Below are 19,452 nucleotides of genomic sequence, written 5' to 3'. Positions count from 1 at the left end.
GGCCGCGCGGCGGCGGAGCGGCGACGCCGGGCTGCTGGCCGGTGCGTCCTTGGGCGCCTCCTTCGGCGCGGGCGCGTCCTTCGGTGCGTCCTTGGGCGGGCCCTTCGGCGCCTTGGCGGACGTGCCGTTCGCCTCGGTCCCGGCCGGGGACTCCTCGGTCTCGGCCGGGGTGGAGCGCGCGTTCGGAGACGCGCCGTTCGCCCTTCCCTCGTCGACCTTGACGCCGGGTCGGATCGCTGTGTCCTCGACTCGCTCGGTCATCAGCTCTCACTCTCTGCGGAACCATCGGGGGCGCCGGACTGCTCCGACGTCACCTCCGCGGACCCCTCGATTGTGTCATCCGAGCCCTGAACGGGCGATTCGATCGATTCAGGCTTTGCCGTAGCGCCCTCGGCGGACCCCTCCGGGGCGGCACCGCCGTCGCCGTTCTCGTCGCCGTTCTCCGCCTCGTCGTCGTCCTTGCTCTCGACGGAGCGGGCCACGACGGCCACGGAGTCGCCGCGCTTCGGGGAGACGAACTTCACGCCCTGGGTGGAGCGGCCGGTCGGCCGGAAGTCGGTGTTGATGGGGCTGCGCACGACCTGGCCGGTCGCGGTGATCGACAGGATCTCGTCGCCCTCGACGACGATGAACGCGCCGACCAGGACGCCGCGGTCCTCGTTGGCGAGCGCCATCGCCTTGATGCCGAGACCGCCGCGGGACTGCACCCGGTACTCCGCGATCCGGGTCCGCTTGGCGAAGCCCTCGTTGGTGATGGTGAAGACGTACTGGACGTTGTCGGACTCCTCCTCGTGCGCCACGTCGGCGGCGCGGATGACCGACATCGAGAGCAGGTCGTCGCTGTCCTTGAACTTCATGCCGGTCACACCCGAGGTGGCCCGACCCATCGGCCGCAGCTGGCTGTCGTCGGCCGGGAAGCGGATCGCCTGGCCCTTCCGGGAGACCAGCAGGATGTGGTCGTCGCCGCTGGCCAGCTCGGCGCCGATCAGCTCGTCGTCGTCCTCGCGGAAGTTGATCGCGATGACGCCGGCCTGCCGCGGGCTGTTGTAGTCGGCCAGGCGGGTCTTCTTCACCAGGCCGCTGCGCGTGGCCAGCACCAGGTACGGCGCCTGCTCGTAGTCGCGGATGGCCAGCACCTGCGCGATCGACTCGTCGGGCTGGAACGACAGCAGGCCGGCGACGTGGCCGCCCTTGGCGTCGCGGGAGGCCTCGGGCAGGTTGTAGACCTTCGTCCGGTACACGCGGCCGGCCGTGGTGAAGAAGAGCAGCCAGTGGTGGCTGGTGGTCGAGATGAAGTGCTCGACCACGTCGTCGCCGCGCAGGCTCGCGCCGCGCACACCCTTGCCGCCGCGCTTCTGGGTCCGGTACTGGTCCGCGCGGGTCCGCTTGGCGTAGCCGCCGCGGGTGATCGAGACGACCTGCTCCTCGTCGGGGATCAGGTCCTCCATCGACATGTCGCCGGCGGCCGCGATGATCTGCGTACGCCGGTCGTCGCCGTACTTCGCGACGATCTCGCCGAGCTCGTCGATGACGATCTGACGCTGCCGCGCCACGTTGGCGAGGATGTCCTTGAGGTCGGCGATGACGAGCTCGAGCTCGGCCAGCCGGTCGATGATCTTCTGGCGCTCGAGTGCGGCCAGGCGGCGCAGCTGCATGTCGAGGATCGCGTTGGCCTGGATCTCGTCGATCTCCAGGAGCTCGATCAGGCCGCGGCGGGCGTCGTCGACCTCGGGGGAGCTGCGGATCAGCGCGATGACCTCGTCGAGGGCGTCCAGCGCCTTGACCAGTCCGCGCCAGATGTGGGCGTCGGCCTCGGCCTTCCGCAGCCGGAACTCGGTGCGGCGGCGGATGACCTCGACCTGGTGGTCGACCCAGTTGCTGATGAACTGGTCGATCGTCAGGGTCCGCGGCACGCCGTCGACCAGCGCCAGCATGTTGGCGGAGAAGTTGGTCTGCAGCTCGGTGTGCTTGAGCAGGTTGTTCAGCACGACCCGGGCCACCGCGTCCCGCTTGAGCACGACGACGATCCGCTGGCCCACGCGCGAGGAGGTCTCGTTGCGCACGTCGCTGATGCCCTGCACCTTGCCGGCGTCGGCGAGCTCGGCGATCTTCACCAGCAGGTTGTCGGGGTTGACCATGTAGGGCAGGTCGGTGATGACCAGGACCGTGCGGCCCGACCGGTCCTCGTCGACCTCGATGATCGCGCGCTGGGTGATCGAGCCGCGGCCGGTGCGGTAGGCCTGCTCGATGCCCTCGCGGCCCACGATCAGCGCGCCGTTGGGGAAGTCGGGGCCCTTGATCCGCTCGATCAGCGCGTCCTGGAGCTCCTCGCGGGTGGCGTCGGGGTGCTCGAGCGCCCAGATCGCGCCGTCGGCGACCTCGCGCAGGTTGTGCGGCGGGATGTTGGTCGCCATGCCGACCGCGATGCCGGCCGAACCGTTGACCAGCAGGTTCGGGAAGCGCGACGGCAGGATCGTCGGCTCCTCGGTCTTGCCGTCGTAGTTCGGGGTCATGTCGACGGTTTCCTCGTCGATGTCCCGGACCATCTCCATGGCCAGCGGCGCCATCCGGCACTCGGTGTACCGCATGGCCGCGGCCGGGTCGTTGCCCGGCGAGCCGAAGTTGCCCTGGCCGTTGACCAGCGGGTTGCGCATCACCCAGGGCTGCGCGAGGCGGACCAGGGTGTCGTAGATCGCGGAGTCGCCGTGCGGGTGGTAGTTACCCATGACGTCACCGACGACGCGGGCGCACTTGTTGAAGCCGCGGTCGGGACGGTAGCCGCCGTCGTACATCGCGTAGAGCACGCGCCGGTGCACCGGCTTCAGGCCGTCGCGGACGTCGGGCAGCGCGCGGCCGACGATGACGGCCATCGCGTAGTCGATGTAGGAGCGCTTCATCGACTCCTGGAGGTCGACGGGCTGGATCCGGCCGCCAGCGCCCTCGGGGGCACCGTTGTCGGTGGGGGTCTCGGTCACGATTGCTCTCTCTGTGGCGTTCTATCGATGTCTAAGAAATCCGCTAGATACTCAGATATCGAGGAATCGGACGTCCTTGGCGTTGCGCTGGATGAAGGAGCGACGCTGCTCGACGTCCTCACCCATCAGGATCGAGAAGATCTCGTCGGCCTGGGCGGCGTCCTCCAGCGTCACCTGGAGCAGGACGCGCTGGTCGGGGTCGAGGGTGGTCTCCCAGAGCTCGTCGGCGTTCATCTCACCGAGACCCTTGTAGCGCTGGATCGGCGCCTCCTTGGGCAGCTTCTTGCCGTTCTCCTGCCCGTGCGCGAGTACGGCGTCGCGCTCCGCGTCGGAGTAGACGTACTCGTGCGCGTGGGGCTTGTTCCACTTGATCCGGTACAGCGGCGGCTGCGCCAGGAAGACGTGGCCGGCGTCGATGAGCGGTCGCATGAAGCGGAACAGCAGCGTGAGCAGCAGCGTGTTGATGTGGTGGCCGTCGACGTCGGCGTCGGCCATCAGCACGATCTTGTGGTAGCGCAGCTTGGCGATGTCGAACTCCTCGTGCACACCCGTGCCGAGGGCGGAGATGATCGCCTGCACCTCCTGGTTGGCCAGCACCTTGTCGATGCGGGCCTTCTCGACGTTGAGGATCTTGCCGCGGATCGGGAGGATCGCCTGGATCCGGTTCTCCCGGCCCATCACCGCCGAGCCGCCCGCGGAGTCACCCTCCACGATGAAGACCTCGCACTCCTCCGGGTCGCGGGAGGAGCAGTCGCGCAGCTTGCCGGGCAGGCCGCCGCCGCCGAGCAGACCCTTGCGGTTGCGGGCGAGGTCGCGGGCCTTGCGCGCGGCGAGGCGGGCCGTCGCGGCGGCCTGCGCCTTGCGGATGATCTCCTTGCCCTCGCCGGGGTTCTTCTCCATCCAGTCGCCGAGGTGGTCGTGGACGACGCCCTGGACGAAGCGCTTGGCCTCGGTGTTGCCGAGCTTGGCCTTGGTCTGGCCCTCGAACTGCGGCTCGCCGATCTTCAGGCTGATGATGGCGGTCAGGCCCTCGCGGATGTCGTCACCCGTGAGCCGGTCCTCCTTCTTCTTGACCAGGCCCCACTCCTCGCCCCACTTGTTGACCAGCGAGGTCAGCGCCGCGCGGAAGCCCTCCTCGTGGGTGCCGCCCTCGGGGGTGTTGATGGTGTTGGCGAAGGTGTGCACCGACTCGTTGTACGACGACGCCTGCCACTGCATCGCGAGCTCGAGGCTCATCGGGTTGGCCTCGTCGTCGCCGGTCTCGGCCTCGAAGGCGATGATCGGGGAGATCACGGTCTTCTTGCGGTTGAGGAAGTCGACGTAGTCGGCCAGGCCCCGCTCGTACTGGAAGACCTGCTCGAGGGCCTTGTGGCCGTCGACGTCGGTGGCGTGGATCTCGGAGGCGGAGTCCGCGACGCCGTCGACGTCGATCGCGCCCTCGTCCACGGCGTCGGCGAGGTCCTCCGCCTTCGGTCGGGCGTCGCGCAGCTCGATCCGCAGGCCCTTGTTGAGGAAGGCCATCTCCCGGAACCGGGTGGAGATGGTCTCGAGGGTGTAGTCGGTGGTCTCGAAGATGTCCGGCGACGCCCACCAGGAGACGGTGGTGCCGGTGCGCTCGCCGTCCTCGAGGGGACGGACCTGGCGCAGCGGGTAGTCGGGCACGCCGAGGGAGAAGTCCTGCTCCCACAGGTAGCCGCGGTTCTTCACCTCGAGGCGCAGCTTGGTCGAGAGCGCGTTCACGACCGAGGAGCCGACGCCGTGCAGACCGCCGGAGACCTTGTAGCCGCCGCCGCCGAACTTGCCGCCGGCGTGCAGCACGGTCAGCGCGAGGGTCGCGGCGGGCAGCTCCTGGCCGGGCGCCGTGTCGGTCGGGATGCCGCGGCCGTTGTCGGCGACGCTGACCGATCCGTCCGCGTTGAGGGTCACCTCGATCGTGTCGCAGTAGCCGGCGAGCGACTCGTCCACCGCGTTGTCGACGATCTCCCAGATCAGGTGGTGCAGGCCGCGCTCACCCGTCGAGCCGATGTACATGCCGGGGCGCTTGCGGACGGCCTCGAGGCCCTCCAGCACCTGGATCGCGGAGGCGTCGTACTCGACCGAGGTGGCCGTCCCACCGGGAGTCTCCTCGGGAGCCGCGGACGTGGGCTGGTCGGCAGTGGACACACGGACCTCTTCAGGAATGCGATGACATGGCGAAGGCCGAGGCGAGCACCCGGTGACTACCGGCGGCGCAGGATCCCGGCCTGGCTTGCATTCTAGCCGTTACAGGCCCTATGGACACGTCTCACACCCTTGGGAAGGGGTCCCAAACCGGTGCAGACAGGCCCTGAGAGGCCCAGAACCGCCGTTTGGAGCGACGCGGAGGGGCCCGTTTGACCCCCGATACGGCGGCAGCGGCGCCAGAGCCGCGAAGCCACCGTCACCGGGATCCGCTCAGCCGTAGGTGTCGCGCGGCCCCCGGGAACCACGTGCCGAGCGTCGCCCGTGCTTCCAGCTCGGCGCGTTCGGGCCGATCACCTCGACCACCGTGACGGTGCCGTCGCCCAGCTCCTCGTTGAGGCGCCGGACGACGGTGGCGGCGAGCAGCGTGAGCTGGGTGGCCCAGGCGGTGGAGTCCGTGCGCACCTTGAGCACGCCGTCGACGAGCGTCTCGGGCGTGGAGTGGGCGCCGATCTCCGGGCCGACGATCTCGGCCCACCGGGCGAAGACGCCGCGGACCTGCAGGTCGAGCGACCAGCCGCGGTCGCCGATGATCCGCTCCAGCTCCGAGCCGAGCGCCTGCGGGTCTCGCCCGTCGGGGTAGGCGCTGCTCATCTGGGTCTCGCCCCGGCGCAGCCGGCCGGGCCTCCGGGCGCCCTGCGACCGGCCGCCGGTCACGATGCCCCGCTTCGCCGCCGCCGAGGCGGGGCCGGTCGAGCCGGCGGCACCGCGCATCATCGAGCGGGCGAGGTCGAGTCCGTCCGGCTGGTGCTCCTCGGGCGCCTCGTCGCTGCCGTCGCCCACCGGCTCCGTCGGGTCCTCAGCCACGGGTCACCTCCCCGTCCGCGACGTGGAAGGTGACCCCGCGCAGCTCCTCGGGTACGTCGGCGGGGACCGCCGCGGTGACCAGCACCTGCTCGGCGCCGGCGACGAGGCCGGCCAGCTGCGCGCGGCGCTCCGTGTCGAGCTCGGCGAAGACGTCGTCGAGGATCAGGATCGGGTCGTCCCCGTCGGCGCGGAGCAGGTCGTAGGAGGCCAGCCGCAGTCCGAGGGCGAACGACCACGACTCGCCGTGCGAGGCGTACCCCTTCACCGGGAGCCGCGCGTCGTCGCCCGGTCCGAGGGTGAGCTGCAGCTCGTCGCGGTGCGGCCCGACCAGCGTCAGGCCGCGGTCGATCTCGTCGCGCTGGCGCCGGGAGAGCTCGGCGGTGAACGCGGCGCGCAGCTCCTCGGCGTCGGGGACCGCGGCCGCCGGGTCGCGGTCGGGGAGCACCGTCGCGGCGTACGCGATCCGGGCGTCGTCGCGGGAGGCGCCGCGCGCCACGGCCTCGTAGGCCTTGCCGAGGTACGGCGCCAGGTCCGCGACGAGGCGCAGCCGCGCGCCGAGCAGCTCGCTGCCGACCCCGACCAGCTGGTCGTCCCAGACCGCCAGGGTGGCGAGCGCGGCGTCGCGCGCGGAGCCGCGGGCGTTGTAGAGCGTCTTGAGCAGGGTGTTGCGCTGCTTGAGCACCCGGTCGTAGTCGGCCCGGGTGCCGGCGTACCGCGGCGCGCGCAGCACCAGGAGCTCGTCGAGGAAGCGACGCCGCTCGCCGGGGTCGCCCTTGACCAGCGCCAGGTCGTCGGGACTGAAGACGACGGTGCGGACGAGCCCGACCAGCTCCCGGGCGCGGGGGAGCGGCGACCGGTTGATGCGGGCGCGGTTCGCGCGGCCGGGGTTGAGCTCGACCTCGAGCACGGCGGTGCGCCCGTCGCGGACCACGGCGGCCCGCACCACCGCCTGGTCGGTGCCGGCACGGACCAGCGGCGCGTCGCTCGCGACGCGGTGGGAGGAGAGCCGGGAGAGGTAGTCGATCGCCTCGACCAGGTTCGTCTTGCCCTGGCCGTTGCGGCCGACGAAGGCCGTCACCCCGGGCTCGAGCTCGACGTCGACGGACGGGTAGGAGCGGAAGTCGTGGAGGGTCAGGTGGGCGACGTGCACCGCTCTCCTCCTCGACGGCTCGTGACGACGTCACGCGGTGGTGACGTGAAGCAGTGGTGAACCGGCCCCGATCCGAGTCGGGGTCCGTCCGGATCAGCCTAGGCTGCGCGACATGACGCAACCACCGCACCCGCCGTACGGCGGCCCCGAAGGCCACGGCGCGCAGCCCGCCCCGAGCGGCCAGTTCTACCTCTCGGTCGTCGGCCAGGAGTACGGCCCCTACGACTACCCGTCCCTCGCCCAGATGGCGGTGTCGGGGGCCCTCAAGCCGGAGGCGCCGGTCCGCGCCGCGGAGAGCCAGCAGTACTTCGCCGCGCGCGACGTCCCGGGCCTCTTCTCGGACAAGGAGTGGCTGATCACGGTCCTGCTCTCGTGGTTCCTGGGTGGCTTCGGCGTCGACCGCTTCTACCTCGGCTACACCGGGCTCGGCGTCGCGAAGCTGCTCACGCTCGGTGGGTGCGGCATCTGGAGCCTGGTCGACGCGATCCTGATCACGCTCCGCAAGGTCCCCGACGCCGACGGCCGGCCGCTGCGGTGACCGTCCGCGTCCCGTCGCCGACGAGCGCCGAGGTGCTCGTCGGCGGCGGGGTGCTCGCGCTGGCGGTGGCCTGCCTGGCCTCGCCGGCCACGATCGAGGACGGCCCGGTCCTGTGCCCCTTCCGCCGCCTCACCGGCCTGCCGTGCCCGGGCTGCGGCCTGACCCGGTCGTGGGTCTACCTGGTCCACGGCTGGTGGCGGGAGTCGTTCCTCGCCCACCCGTTCGGCCCGATCGCGGCCGGCATCGTGGTCGCGCTCGCGGTGCTCCTGGCCGTCTCCCGCGTACGACGCGCGCCCGCCCCACCCGTGGACCGCTGGTCGAGACACCCGCTGACCTGGGCCTTCGCCGCCGCCTGGCTCGGCTTCGCCCTCACCCGGATGGTCGTCGCGGCCTGAGGGTGGTGGTTTCGAGGCTCGCTGCGCTCGCACCTCAACCACCGGGATCCGCGAGTCGGCAGAAACTCTCTATCGACTCGCGCCTCGTGCGAGTCAGTTTGTGCCGACTCGCGCCTGCCTGAAGCTGGGACCACCGACGCCGACCCGAGTGGTGACCACCGAATTAGCTTCTCCGCGTGCAGACGCGGTGAGACGCCAGCGAACCTCGCACCGGGAAATGCTCGACCGCGAGCGCGGCAGCGTGTCGAGCGAAGCGAAGACACGCTCGCGCCCTAATGAAGGGCGTGGCCCCCGAACCCGTTCCGCATCGCGGCGATCGCCTTCATCGCGGGGGAGTCGGGCTGGCGGGAGACGAAGCGCGCGAACAGGCTGGCCGCGATGGTGGGCATCGCGACGGCGTGGTCGATCGCGGCCTGGACGGTCCACCGGCCCTCGCCGGAGTCGTCGGCGTAGCCGCGGATCTTGTCCAGGTGCTCGTCGGCGCGGATCTGGTCGACCAGCAGGTCCAGCAGCCAGGAGCGGACGACGGTGCCCGTGCGCCAGGAGGCGAAGATCTCGGGCACGTTGTCGACGATGTCGGTGGCCTCGAGCAGCTCCCAGCCCTCGGCGTAGGCCTGCATCATCGCGTACTCGATGCCGTTGTGAACCATCTTGGCGAAGTGGCCGGCGCCGGGGGTGGTGCCGCAGTGCACGAGGCCGTCGGGGGTGTCGGCGGGCTTGAGGGCCTCGAACGCGGGCATCACCTTCGCCGCATCGGCCTCGGCGCCGCCGTACATCAGCGCGTAGCCGTTCTCGAGGCCCCAGACGCCGCCGGAGACGCCGCAGTCGACGAAGCCGATGCCCTTCTCGGCGAGCGACGCTGCGTGCGCGGCGTCGTCGGTGTACTTGGAGTTGCCGCCGTCCACTACCAGGTCGCCCTCGGAGAGCAGCCCCTTGAGCTCCGCGATCGTGGCGTCGGTGGGCGCCCCGGCGGGCACCATCACCCACACCACGGCCGGCTTCGGCAGCGCCTCCACCATCGCGGCGAGGCTGTCGGCGTCGCTGATCTCGGGGTTCCGGTCGTAGCCGACGACCGTGTGGCCGGCGTTGCGCAGGCGGGTGCGCATGTTGCCGCCCATCTTGCCGAGGCCGACGAGTCCGATGTCCATGGTCGCTCCCTGTGTGGTGAGTGCGGATCCTTGAGTGCAGGTCGGGTGGGCGGCGCTCGACGCGGTCGGGACGGCGTCAGCTGAGCAGGCGACGCGGCATCAGCAGGTACCGGAAGGTCCCGGCCTGCTCGCCCTCGTCGGCGGCACCGCTGATCACCACGGGCTTCGATGCCTGGGTGAAGGCCAGCTCGACCACGGCCTGGTCGATCGCGCCGAGGCCGTCGAGCAGGAACTGAGGGTTGAAGCCGGTGACCAGGTCCTCGCCCTCGATGTCGGCGTGGACCCGCTCCGAGGCCTGCGCCTCGTCGCCGGAGCCGGCGTCGAGGGTGAGCACGCCGTCGGAGAAGGCGAGCTGCACCGCGGTGTTGCGCTCGGCGACGAGCGCGACGCGCTTGACGGACTCGATCAGCTCGGCCTTGTCGATCTTGGCCAGGGTGAGCCGCTCGTTCGGGAAGAGGCTCCGGACCTTGGGGAACTCGCCGTCCAGGAGACGGGTGGTGGTGCGCCGTACGCCGCCGGGGCCGGTGCCCTCGAAGCCGATGAGGCCGTCGCCGGCACCGCTGGCGGAGAGCGCGATGGTGATCTCCTCGCCCGCGGTGAGCGCCTTGGCGGTGTCGGCGAGGACCTTGGCCGGGACCAGGGCGGCGAGGGAGGCATCCGGCGTACCGGGGGTCCAGCCGAGCTCGCGCTGGGCGAGCCGGAACCGGTCGGTGGCCAGGAGCGCGATGGTGTCGCCCTCGATCTCGAGCCGGACGCCGGTGAGCACCGGCAGCATGTCGTCGCGGCCGGCGGCGGTCACCGCCTGCGCGACGGCGTGCGCGAAGTCCGCGCTCTTCACGACGCCGGAGGCGGCCGGCATGTCCGGGATCGAGGGGTAGTCCTCGACCGGCATGGTCTGCAGGGAGAAGCGCGAGGAGCCGCAGGTGACGGTGACCCGCGCGCCCTCGAGGGAGACGTCGACGGGCTTGGCGGGCAGGGCGCGGCAGATGTCGGCGAGCAGCCGGCCGCTGACCAAGGCCTTGCCCTCGTCGCTCACCTCGGCGGCCAGGGTGGCGCGCGCGGAGGTCTCGTAGTCGAAGGTCGACAGGATGAGGCCCTCGTCGCCGGCCGTGATCAGCAGCCCGGCGAGCACCGGCGCGCTGGGGCGGAGGGGGAGGCTGCGAGCAGCCCAGGCGACGGCGTCGGCGAAGACATCGCGGTCGACTCTGAACTTCACTTCTGCGTACCTCTCAAGGGGAAGGGCAGCGGACGACGGTCTGCGGCGGCCGTCGTCCGGGTGGTCTGCATGGGTCGGTCGTGCATGTGCATCCTGCCACGCCTGTCATGGGATGGCGCGAGGGCGGGTGAGCGGAGAATCCCAAGTCTGTGGTTCCGCGGCCCCGGTCCGGGAGTTGTTTCGGACCTCTGTGGTGCCGTGGCCGAGCCCGGATCGCCCGGATTCTTGTAGTTCATCCCCAGGGGGAGGGCCGGGAGAAGTTCACGAGTTGGATGTGTCGTAGGAATTCTCGGAGTTGTCATAGCACCGGTGGAAACTGTGGATATCCAGTGTTCTCGCTGGTCAGCGAGATTTTTCCGGTGGATGACGGGTGTGGATGAAATCGGGGCGAATGACAAGTTCGTGTGGAGGCGGGCCGTGCTGGGGAGCACGGACCCGGCGGCTCCACCGAATCCTCCCCGTGTAGTTCGCACCGTTTTCACGGTTTTATCCACAGGTGGGGATCAGCCCTGGCGGGCCTGCATCTTCACCCGGTTGGTCAGCTCGCTCACCTGGTTGAAGACAGCGCGGCGCTCGCCGAGGAGCTGGTTGATCTTCCGCTCGGCGTACATCACGGTCGTGTGGTCGCGGTTGCCGAACTGGGCGCCGATCTTCGGCAGCGACAGCCCGGTGAGCTCGCGGCAGAGGTACATCGCGATCTGTCGCGCCATCACCAGGTGCCGGCCGCGGCTGGGGCCGGTGAGCTCCTCGATGGAGAGCCCGAAGTAGGCCGCGGTCTGGGCGATGATCAGCGGAGCGGTGATCTCCGGCTCGCCGCCCTCGGGGATCAGGTCCTTCAGCACGATCTCCGCCAGGGTCATGTCGACCTCCTGGCGGTTCAGGTTCGCGAACGCCGTCACGCGGATCAGGGCGCCCTCGAGCTCGCGGATGTTCGTCTGGATCTTGCTGGCGATGAACTCCAGCACGTCCGACGGCGCCGTCAGGCGGTCCATCGCGGCCTTCTTGCGCAGGATCGCGATCCGGGTCTCGAGGTCCGGCGGCTGGACGTCGGTGATGAGTCCCCACTCGAACCGGTTGCGCAGGCGGTCCTCCAGCGCCTCCAGCCGCTTGGGCGGCCGGTCGGAGGTCAGCACGATCTGCTTGTTGGCGTTGTGCAGCGTGTTGAACGTGTGGAAGAACTCCTCCTGGGTCTGGGTCTTGCCCTCCAGGAACTGGATGTCGTCGATCAGCAGCACGTCGATGTCGCGGTACTTCCGCTTGAACCGGTCCTGCCGGTCGTCGCGGATCGCGTTGATGAACTCGTTGGTGAACTCCTCGCTGGAGACGTAGCGCACCTTGCTGCCCGCGTAGATCGTGCGCACGTAGTGGCCGATCGCGTGCAGCAGGTGGGTCTTGCCCAGGCCGGACTCGCCGTAGACGAGGAGCGGGTTGTACGAACGGCCCGGCGCCTCGGAGACCGCGACCGCGGCCGCGTGGGGGAAGCGGTTGGAGGAGCCGATGACGAACGTCTCGAACGTGTACTTGGGGTTGAGCCGGGACTCGCCGGCGGCGGCGGGCGCCGCCGAGGGCATGGGCGCCGCGGGCTCCGGCGCCTCGTAGCGCGGTGCCGGCTCGCTGATCGGAGCCATCGACGACATGTCGTTTTGTGACTTTGTCGACATTTCTTCCGACGACACGGCCACGGCCGGTTCGACAGGTACGGCGGCCGGGTCGACGCGCGTCGACGGAGCTGGCTCGGCGGCCGGGTCGAAGCCGTCCGTGAGAGGCGGGGCCTGGTGCTGGAGGCTGGGGTCGACCGTGACGGCGAGCTGGACCTCGTGACCGAACCGGTCGCTGAGCGCGTCCTCGAGCTGGCCCCGCAGCCGGCCCTCCAGCCGCTTGCGGGTGAAGTCGTCGGGGACCGCCACGATCGCGGTGGTCCCGTGCAGGGTGACCGGCTTGCTCGACTGCAGCCACGCGCGCTGGTGGGCCTGCAGGTCGTTGACGAGGCGCTGCCACTCGATGGAGAGTCGTTCGTCGGGTGTCGCGGTGCGCTGCTCGCCGCCCTCGAACTGGTCGGGTGTCCCGGTCACGTGTGCCTCTCGTCCGGTGGTGGATGCCTGCTGGTGGTCGGTCGTGGTCGCTGCAGCGCGTCCACAACTTTGTCCACAACCTGTGAACGATGATCCACGATGACTCATGGACCACCCCCGAGACCAATCGGAGGCGCCAGTCCTAACACGTTTCTGCAGGTCAGCCGGATTTCTTGAAACTCCTTCGGAGCTGGTGACGTGATGTCCGGCCCTGGCGGCTCCACCATCGGCGGGGAAACCCGGAAGATCGAAAGTAACCCGATGTCCACGGGTGGACAAGCCGCTATCCACAGGTTTCGGGACAATGTCCCGAGGCGGTCCCCTGAAGGGGGTGTCGCGGGTTTGACCCTGTCTCGGCGCTCCGCGTACCGTAGATCGGTCGTCTGGTGTCGACCGGTGCCGCATGTCCACGATGACCGGGGTGGGTTGAAGCCTCCGGAGCGTGGCTGCGCGGTGCCGGCCGACCACTGGGCGCGACGCTGTCGCGTGCCGGACGACCCTTCCCGATACACCCTTTGAGAGGTCCAGACGTGAGCAAGCGGACGTACCAGCCGAACAACCGTCGTCGTCAGAAGACGCACGGCTTCCGACTGCGCATGCGCACCCGCGCAGGCCGAGCCATCCTGGCGAGCCGTCGCCGCAAGGGCCGCAAGGACCTCGCCGTCTGATTCGGACGTGCCGAGGCCGCGGCTGGACCGGGGCTGATCGTGCTGCCCACCGGATCGCGGCTCCGGGACCCGGACCTGTTCCGGGTCGCGAGCCGTGAGGGCCGACGCTCGGGTTCGCGAACCCTTGTCACCCACCTCCTCGTCGTGAACGGCGAGGAGGCTTCGGTGCTGTTCGGGGACGACCCCGACGGCACCCCCCGCGTCGGATTCGTGGTGAGCAAGGCCGTCGGCGGCGCCGTCGTGCGCAACCGGGTCAAGCGCCGGCTGCGGCACGCCGTGGCCGCCCACCTCGGCGACCTCCCGCCCGCCAGCGTGCTGGTGGTGCGGGCCACCCCGGCGGCCGGCGGGGCGTCGTACGACCAGCTGGTCGGCGACCTCCGGCACTGCCTGTCCCGGGTCCGCTCATGAAGTGGGTGCTGATCGGGCTGCTGCGCGCCTACCAGACCGTGATCAGCCCTCTCTACGGTCAGGTCTGTCGGTTCTACCCGTCGTGCTCGCACTACGCCATCGAGGCGATCCGGGTGCACGGCTCGATCAAGGGCTCCTGGCTGACCGTGCGTCGCCTGGCCCGGTGCCATCCCTGGAACCCGGGGGGCGTCGACCACGTACCCCCGAGACGTGAGAATGACCCCCACGTAGCAACGCCCGAATCGGTGGACGCCGACCGGGCCCGACCCTCTCAAGGAGCCTGACTAGTGGGCATCATCGGCGACATCGGCAACCTGATCATGGAGCCGCTGTACTACGCCATCTCGGCGGTCCTGCTCGCGTGGCACTGGCTGTTCAGCCTGGTCATGCCCGCGGACGGCGGCATGAGCTGGGCTCTCGCGATCATCGGCCTGACGGTCACCATCCGTGCCGCGCTGATCCCGCTGTTCGTGCGGCAGATCAAGTCGAGCCGGAACATGCAGCTGCTGCAGCCCAAGGTGCGCGAGCTGCAGAAGAAGTACGGCCACGACCGGCAGCGCCTGGCCGAGGAGACGATGAAGCTCTACAAGGAGGCGGGCACCAACCCGTTCGCCTCCTGCCTGCCGCTGCTGCTGCAGATGCCGGTCTTCTTCGCGCTCTTCCGCATCCTCGACGGCGCCGCCGACGGCACCGCGCACGGCTTCATGACCGCCGAGAAGGCTCAGCAGTTCGGTAGCGCCGAGATCTTCGGCCGGATCCCGCTCGCGGACTCCTTCTGGGGCGCGCGGACGTGGGGCGACAACCCGAACGCCCTCGTCATGGTCGTGGCGTTCGTCCTCTTCGTGATCATGATCGCGACAACGTTCACGACTCAGAAGCAGCTGATGTCGAAGAACATGCCGGCGGACGCGATGACGGGACCGTACGCGCAGCAGCAGAAGATGCTGCTCTACGTCCTGCCCTTCATCTTCGCCATCACCGGCGTCGCGTTCCCGATCGGCGTGGTCCTCTACTGGACCACCTCCAACCTGTGGACCATGGGTCAGCAGTTCTACGTGATCCGGAACAACCCGGCTCCCGGCACCCCCGCCTTCGACGCGAAGGCCCAGCGCGACCGCGAGAAGGCGGTCAAGCACGGGCAGCCCGTCGACGAGGCCGAGGAGAAGCCCGAGGAGACGGAAGAGAAGCGTCCCGCCCAGCGCACGCAGCCCAAGCGGCAGACCCGTGCGCAGCGGAAGAACTCCGGCGGCGGGAGCCGCCCGAACCAGAGCAAGGGAGCTGGCAATTGAGCACTGAGACCGAACTGGAGGCCCCGGTGACCGAGGGCGCCGCCGCGGGCGAGGCGACGGTCGCTGATGCGGTGTCGGACGCGGGCACCGAGGGCGGTGGCCGCGTGGAGCGTCTCGAGGGCGAGGGCGACATCGCCGCCGACTACCTCGAGGAGCTCCTCGACATCGCCGACCTGGACGGCGACCTGGACATGGACGTCGAGGGCGACCGCGCGTCGGTCTCGATCGTCGGCGCCGACCTGCAGCAGCTCGTCGGGCGCGACGGCAAGGTCCTCGAGGCGCTGCAGGAGCTGACCCGGCTGGCGGTCTACCGCGAGACGGGCGAGCGCTCGCGACTGATGCTGGACATCTCCGGGTTTCGCGCGGACAAGCGGACCCGGCTGACGGTCCTGGGCGAGGAGACGGCCGCGAAGGTCCGGGAGTCCGGCGAGCCGGTCTCGCTGGAGCCGATGTCGCCGTTCGAGCGCAAGATCGTGCACGACGCGGTTGCCGCGGCGGGCCTGACCTCCGAGTCGGCCGGCGTGGAGCCCCGCAGGTACGTCGTGGTGCTGCCGGACGCCGTGAGCGACTGACGTTTCACGTGGAACGAGCCGTAGGCGCGGCCGTGGGTGGGGACGCCGTCCCCCCCGCGGCCGCGCGTCTATTTGGGGACGAGCGCGTGGCGCTCGCCGCGCGCTATGCCGACCTCCTGTGCACCGAGGGAGTCGTGCGGGGTCTGATCGGACCCCGCGAGGCTCCGAGGATCTGGGACCGACACCTGCTGAACTGTGTGCTGATGGCACCAGCGCTCGCCACCGGCCAGCGGGTCGCCGACATCGGCTCCGGTGCCGGCCTCCCGGGGTTGGTCCTGGCCATCGCCCGTCCGGACGTGTCCTTCACGCTGATCGAGCCGCTGCTGCGGCGGACGACCTTCCTGGAGGAGGTCGTGGCCGAGCTGGGGCTGGACAACGTGACGGTGGAGCGCGGAAAGGCGGACGCGTTTCACGGGAAACAATCGTTCGACGTCGTGACCGCCCGGGCCGTCTCGGCGCTGAGCAACCTCATCGCCTGGGGTATGCCGCTGGTCGCCGCGGATGGCGCGCTTCTCGTCATGAAGGGCTCCTCTGCCGAGGACGAGATCGAGGGCGCGTCCGAGGCGCTGCAGGCCTGGGGCTGTGCGCCACCTGACGTCGAGGAGATCGGGGATCCGGACGCGGGCGCGGTTCGGCTGGTCCGGGTGCGCTGGTCGGGCGGTCCGCGAGTATCGTTGCGCCCTCAGGGCGCCGGAGCCGCGAAGGCCGGCGCCCGTGCGCGTAGCAAGCGGCGCCAGGGGAAGCGAAGGGGGGACGCATGAGCGAGCGGCACGACGCAGGGTTTTCCACCGACGCGGGGCTTCCCGCTGAGCGTGTACGTCCACAGGACGTGGGTAGTTATCCACAGACCGGGGGTCCGGTGCGAGGAGAGCATGACGTGTCTGTTTCACGTGGAACATCCGGTCCCGAGGTGGTGAGCCAGGTGCGCACCGCGGCCGAGCTCGCCGAGATGGCGGACCACTTCGAGGACGACCTGACGCCCCTGGCCAAGGCCGCCCAGGCGACGGTCATGACGCGCCAGGGGATCCCCCAGGAGTACCTCGACCGACCGGAGTCGACGCGGGTCTTCGTCGTCGCCAACCAGAAGGGCGGCGTCGGAAAGACCACCTCCACCGTCAACCTCGCCGCCGCGCTGACGCAGCTCGGCCAGCGGGTGCTCGTGATCGACCTGGACCCGCAGGGCAACGCCTCGACCGCGCTCAACATCGAGCACCACCGCGGCGTCTCCTCCACCTACGACGCGCTCGTCGAGGGCACGCCGCTGGCCGAGATCGCGGTCGAGTGCCCGGAGATCAGCGGCCTGTGGGTCGTCCCCGCCACCATCGACCTCGCCGGCGCGGAGATCGAGCTCGTGAGCGTGGTGGCTCGCGAGGGTCGTCTGAAGAAGGCGATCCTCGGCCACCCGCGGGTCGGCTCGCGCGCCGAGGTCGGGAACGAGCGTTTCGACTACGTCCTCATCGACTGCCCGCCGTCGCTCGGCCTGCTCACGCTCAACGCGCTCGTCGCGGCGGCCGAGATGCTCATCCCGATCCAGGCCGAGTACTACGCCCTGGAGGGGCTCGGTCAGCTGCTCAACACGGTGGACATGGTGCGCGCGCACCTCAACCAGGAGCTGGCGGTCTCGACCATCCTGCTGACCATGTACGACGGCCGGACCCGCCTCGCTGCCGGCGTGGCCGCCGAGGTGCGGGAGCACTTCGGCGACCAGGTGCTCAACACCGCGATCCCGCGCTCCGTGCGCGTCTCGGAGGCGCCGTCCTACGCACAGACGGTGATGACGTACGACCCCACCTCACCCGGCGCGCTGTGCTACCTGGAGGCCGCGCGCGAGATCGTCACCCGAGGGAGCATCGGTTCATGAGCAGCAACGCACCCCGTCGGGGCCTCGGTCGGGGCCTCGGATCGCTGATCCCGAGCGCCCCGCCAGCGGTCGCCGTACCGCTCCCGACGGGAAGCCCGGCTGTCAACGCCGGTGCCCACCATGCGGACATTGGCGCGAGCGGGCCTGCCAGCGGATCGGTGGACCCGGGGTCCGCCGATCGGGGGAACGGCCCTCAGATCGAAGATTCGGCTCTCAAGGCCGTCGAGGGCGCCTACTTCGCCGAGATCCCGGTGGACGGCATCCGACCCAACGCCGTCAACCCTCGGCAGGTCTTCGACGAGGATGCGATGGCCGAGCTGGTCCACTCCATCAAGGAAGTGGGTCTCCTCCAGCCGGTCGTGGTGCGCCGTGACGGCGACGCCTACGAGCTCGTCATGGGCGAGCGGCGCTGGCGGGCGACCATGTCGGCCGGACTCGACACGATCCCCGCGATCGTCCGCGAGACCGACGACACCGACATGCTCCGCGACGCCCTCCTGGAGAACCTCCACCGCAGCCAGCTGAACCCGCTGGAGGAGGCGGCCGCCTACCAGCAGCTCCTCGAGGACTTCTCGTGCACCCACGAGGAGCTGGCGCAGCGGATCGGTCGCTCGCGCCCCCAGATCAGCAACACGCTGCGCCTGCTGAAGCTGAGCCCCGCGGTCCAGCGTCGGGTGGCCGCGGGCGTCCTCTCGGCCGGCCACGCCCGCGCCCTGCTCGGCGTCACCGAGGCGGACGCGCAGGACCGGCTCGCGCAGCGGGTCGTCGCCGAGGGGATCAGCGTCCGGGCACTCGAGGAGATCGTGACGGTCGGCGACACCGGCAGTGGCGCGGCCCCGCGGGCGAAGCGGACCAAGCCGTCGGCCCCCGGACTCGCCGAGCTCGCGGATCGGCTGGGCGACCGGCTCGAGACGCGGGTCAAGGTCGACCTCGGCCGGAGCAAGGGCAAGGTCACCATCGAGTTCGCCAACACCGGCGACCTGCAGCGGATCGTCGACCTGATCGACCCGCGCAACCGGTCCGACCGGATCGTCTGACCCAGACCGGGCGCACGACCCGGATCGCGAACGCCGGGCCGGCAGGAGACTCCTGCCGGCCCGGCGTTCGTTGTCGGGTGGTTTCGAGGCTCGCTTCGCTCGCACCTCAACCACCGGCAGGGCCAGATTGTGCTTCGTCAGGAGCGATTCTGAGCGAACCGGCTCTCATCGAGCGAAGGCAACTTCGCTCAGAATCGCTCTCACAGAACCGGAAATCGGCGGATTCCGGCCCTTCGGAGGCTCGGGATGCCGATCAATCGCTATGTCGACATATCGACGTATCAGCACATCGACATGTCGACACGCCTACTTCGAGCCCTTGCGCTTCTCAGCCTTGCGCCGGGCGCGCTCCCTGCGCTCGGCCAGCTCGAGCTCGCGAGCCTCATCGAGCGTCGGCGCGCCGCCGCCGAGCCGGGCCGGTAGCCACCACGATCCCGGCGGCTGCTCCTCGGCGGGGTAGGCGGCGATGACCTCGTCGAGCATCTGCGCCATCGCGGCCTTCAGCTCGGCGGTGTCGGCGACCGGGTCCTCACCGGTCGGGTGGAGCGGTGTGCCGGCGCGGACCGCGATGGACTTCCCGCGACCGAAGTCCTTCGGGTGACCCTTCGTCATCATCCGCTGCGTGCCCCAGAGCACCACCGGCACCACCGGTACGCCGGCGGCCGCCGCGATCCGCGTCGCGCCGGTCTTGAACTCCTTCAGCTCGAAGGAGCGGGAGATGGTCGCCTCCGGGAAGATGCCCACGGCCTCACCGGCTTGGAGGAACTCGACGGCCTTCTTCATCGACGGGATGCCGTCGCCCCGGTCGACCGGGATGTGGTGGAAGCTGCGCATCACCGGCCCGCCGACCGGGTGGTCGAAGACCTCCTTCTTCGCCATGAAGCGCACCAGCCGCTTGGAGGGGTGCGCGGCGAGGCCGCCGTAGATGAAGTCGACGTACCCGATGTGGTTCACCGCCAGCAGCACGCCGCCCTCCCGGGGGACGTTCTCGGTCCCGGAGAGCTGGATGTTCTGTCCGAGCAGCCGGAACGCGGCCTTCGCGGTCACGATGACCGGGGGATACACGATGTCGAGCACGGGGATGCCTCTTCCGAAC

The 19,452-nt window shown here is 70.2% G+C and carries 17 protein-coding genes and 2 pseudogenes; 10 read left to right on the top strand and 9 right to left on the bottom strand.

The genetic code is table 11. The annotated features are described in order from the left end of the window. The 5 genes and pseudogenes from ABLM29_RS07230 to recF all read right to left on the bottom strand — a co-directional run. Positions 1-261: pseudogene (locus tag ABLM29_RS07230) on the bottom strand (hypothetical protein); the annotation flags it as partial. Further along, positions 261-2,975 (bottom strand): DNA gyrase subunit A, encoded by a 2,715-nt coding sequence (gene gyrA / locus ABLM29_RS07225; protein ID WP_349713349.1) that lies wholly within the window; start codon positions 2,973-2,975, stop codon positions 261-263. The pseudogene ABLM29_RS07230 and the gene gyrA, both read right to left, overlap by 1 nt. Before the next feature lie 51 nt (positions 2,976-3,026). Then, a complete protein-coding gene (gyrB, locus tag ABLM29_RS07220) occupies positions 3,027-5,138 on the bottom strand; it encodes a DNA topoisomerase (ATP-hydrolyzing) subunit B (RefSeq protein WP_349713348.1) in 2,112 nt (703 codons plus the stop codon). A gap of 270 nt (positions 5,139-5,408) precedes the next feature. Then, positions 5,409-6,002, bottom strand: coding sequence for a DciA family protein (locus tag ABLM29_RS07215; RefSeq protein WP_349713346.1), 594 nt, complete (start codon positions 6,000-6,002; stop codon positions 5,409-5,411). Then, positions 5,995-7,152: a DNA replication/repair protein RecF gene (recF, locus tag ABLM29_RS07210; protein ID WP_349713345.1), complete on the bottom strand. Its 1,158-nt coding sequence runs from the start codon at positions 7,150-7,152 to the stop codon at positions 5,995-5,997. The genes ABLM29_RS07215 and recF overlap by 8 nt, the downstream gene beginning before the upstream one ends. Positions 7,153-7,264: 112 nt before the next feature. Here recF and ABLM29_RS07205 point away from each other — a divergent pair, with 112 nt between their 5' ends. Next, on the top strand, positions 7,265-7,690 hold the full coding sequence (locus tag ABLM29_RS07205) for an NINE protein (protein ID WP_349713344.1): 426 nt from the start codon (positions 7,265-7,267) through the stop codon (positions 7,688-7,690). Continuing rightward, positions 7,687-8,085, top strand: coding sequence for a DUF2752 domain-containing protein (locus ABLM29_RS07200; RefSeq protein ID WP_349713343.1), 399 nt, complete (start codon positions 7,687-7,689; stop codon positions 8,083-8,085). Before ABLM29_RS07205 ends, ABLM29_RS07200 begins: the two co-directional genes overlap by 4 nt. 272 nt (positions 8,086-8,357) lie before the next feature. Here the strand turns inward: ABLM29_RS07200 and gnd are convergent. From gnd to dnaA, 3 genes and pseudogenes are all read right to left on the bottom strand, one after another. Further along, a pseudogene (gnd, locus tag ABLM29_RS07195) lies at positions 8,358-9,242 on the bottom strand (phosphogluconate dehydrogenase (NAD(+)-dependent, decarboxylating)); the annotation flags it as partial. A gap of 67 nt (positions 9,243-9,309) precedes the next feature. Continuing rightward, complete coding sequence (dnaN, locus tag ABLM29_RS07190) at positions 9,310-10,449, bottom strand: DNA polymerase III subunit beta (protein ID WP_349713341.1); 1,140 nt, start codon at positions 10,447-10,449, stop codon at positions 9,310-9,312. A gap of 503 nt (positions 10,450-10,952) precedes the next feature. Beyond that, positions 10,953-12,521 (bottom strand): chromosomal replication initiator protein DnaA, encoded by a 1,569-nt coding sequence (gene dnaA / locus ABLM29_RS07185; RefSeq protein WP_502889186.1) that lies wholly within the window; start codon positions 12,519-12,521, stop codon positions 10,953-10,955. A gap of 530 nt (positions 12,522-13,051) precedes the next feature. On the opposite strand from dnaA, the gene rpmH reads away from it, so the two are divergent. From rpmH to ABLM29_RS07145, 8 genes are all read left to right on the top strand, one after another. Beyond that, the gene (gene rpmH / locus ABLM29_RS07180) at positions 13,052-13,189 is read left to right on the top strand and encodes a 50S ribosomal protein L34 (protein WP_349713340.1); all 138 of its coding nucleotides are present in this window, start codon (positions 13,052-13,054) and stop codon (positions 13,187-13,189) included. A 39-nt stretch (positions 13,190-13,228) separates the two neighbouring features. Then, positions 13,229-13,597: a ribonuclease P protein component gene (gene rnpA / locus ABLM29_RS07175; RefSeq protein ID WP_349713338.1), complete on the top strand. Its 369-nt coding sequence runs from the start codon at positions 13,229-13,231 to the stop codon at positions 13,595-13,597. Then, positions 13,594-13,881, top strand: a complete 288-nt coding sequence (gene yidD / locus ABLM29_RS07170; RefSeq protein ID WP_349713337.1) for a membrane protein insertion efficiency factor YidD — start codon at positions 13,594-13,596, stop codon at positions 13,879-13,881. The genes rnpA and yidD overlap by 4 nt, the downstream gene beginning before the upstream one ends. Positions 13,882-13,917: 36 nt before the next feature. Continuing rightward, positions 13,918-14,886, top strand: a complete 969-nt coding sequence (gene yidC / locus ABLM29_RS07165) for a membrane protein insertase YidC (RefSeq protein ID WP_502889187.1) — start codon at positions 13,918-13,920, stop codon at positions 14,884-14,886. 71 nt (positions 14,887-14,957) lie between these two features. Then, complete coding sequence (locus ABLM29_RS07160; protein WP_349713354.1) at positions 14,958-15,458, top strand: Jag family protein; 501 nt, start codon at positions 14,958-14,960, stop codon at positions 15,456-15,458. 86 nt (positions 15,459-15,544) lie between these two features. Next, positions 15,545-16,219, top strand: a complete 675-nt coding sequence (rsmG, locus tag ABLM29_RS07155; protein ID WP_349713333.1) for a 16S rRNA (guanine(527)-N(7))-methyltransferase RsmG — start codon at positions 15,545-15,547, stop codon at positions 16,217-16,219. A 149-nt stretch (positions 16,220-16,368) separates the two neighbouring features. After that, positions 16,369-17,319, top strand: a complete 951-nt coding sequence (locus ABLM29_RS07150) for a ParA family protein (protein WP_349713332.1) — start codon at positions 16,369-16,371, stop codon at positions 17,317-17,319. Then, the gene (locus ABLM29_RS07145) at positions 17,316-18,356 is read left to right on the top strand and encodes a ParB/RepB/Spo0J family partition protein (RefSeq protein WP_349713331.1); all 1,041 of its coding nucleotides are present in this window, start codon (positions 17,316-17,318) and stop codon (positions 18,354-18,356) included. The genes ABLM29_RS07150 and ABLM29_RS07145 overlap by 4 nt, the downstream gene beginning before the upstream one ends. A 306-nt stretch (positions 18,357-18,662) precedes the next feature. Here ABLM29_RS07145 and ABLM29_RS07140 read toward each other — a convergent pair whose 3' ends face one another. After that, positions 18,663-19,433 (bottom strand): lysophospholipid acyltransferase family protein, encoded by a 771-nt coding sequence (locus tag ABLM29_RS07140; RefSeq protein WP_349713330.1) that lies wholly within the window; start codon positions 19,431-19,433, stop codon positions 18,663-18,665. Between the last annotated feature and the right edge of the window lie 19 nt (positions 19,434-19,452).

The organism is Nocardioides sp. YIM 152588 (genome assembly GCF_040191335.1).
In the GTDB taxonomy this organism is placed as follows: domain Bacteria; phylum Actinomycetota; class Actinomycetes; order Propionibacteriales; family Nocardioidaceae; genus Nocardioides.
The sequence above is the reverse complement of the archived record's forward strand: the minus strand, read 5'-3'. Positions and strand labels throughout refer to the sequence as shown.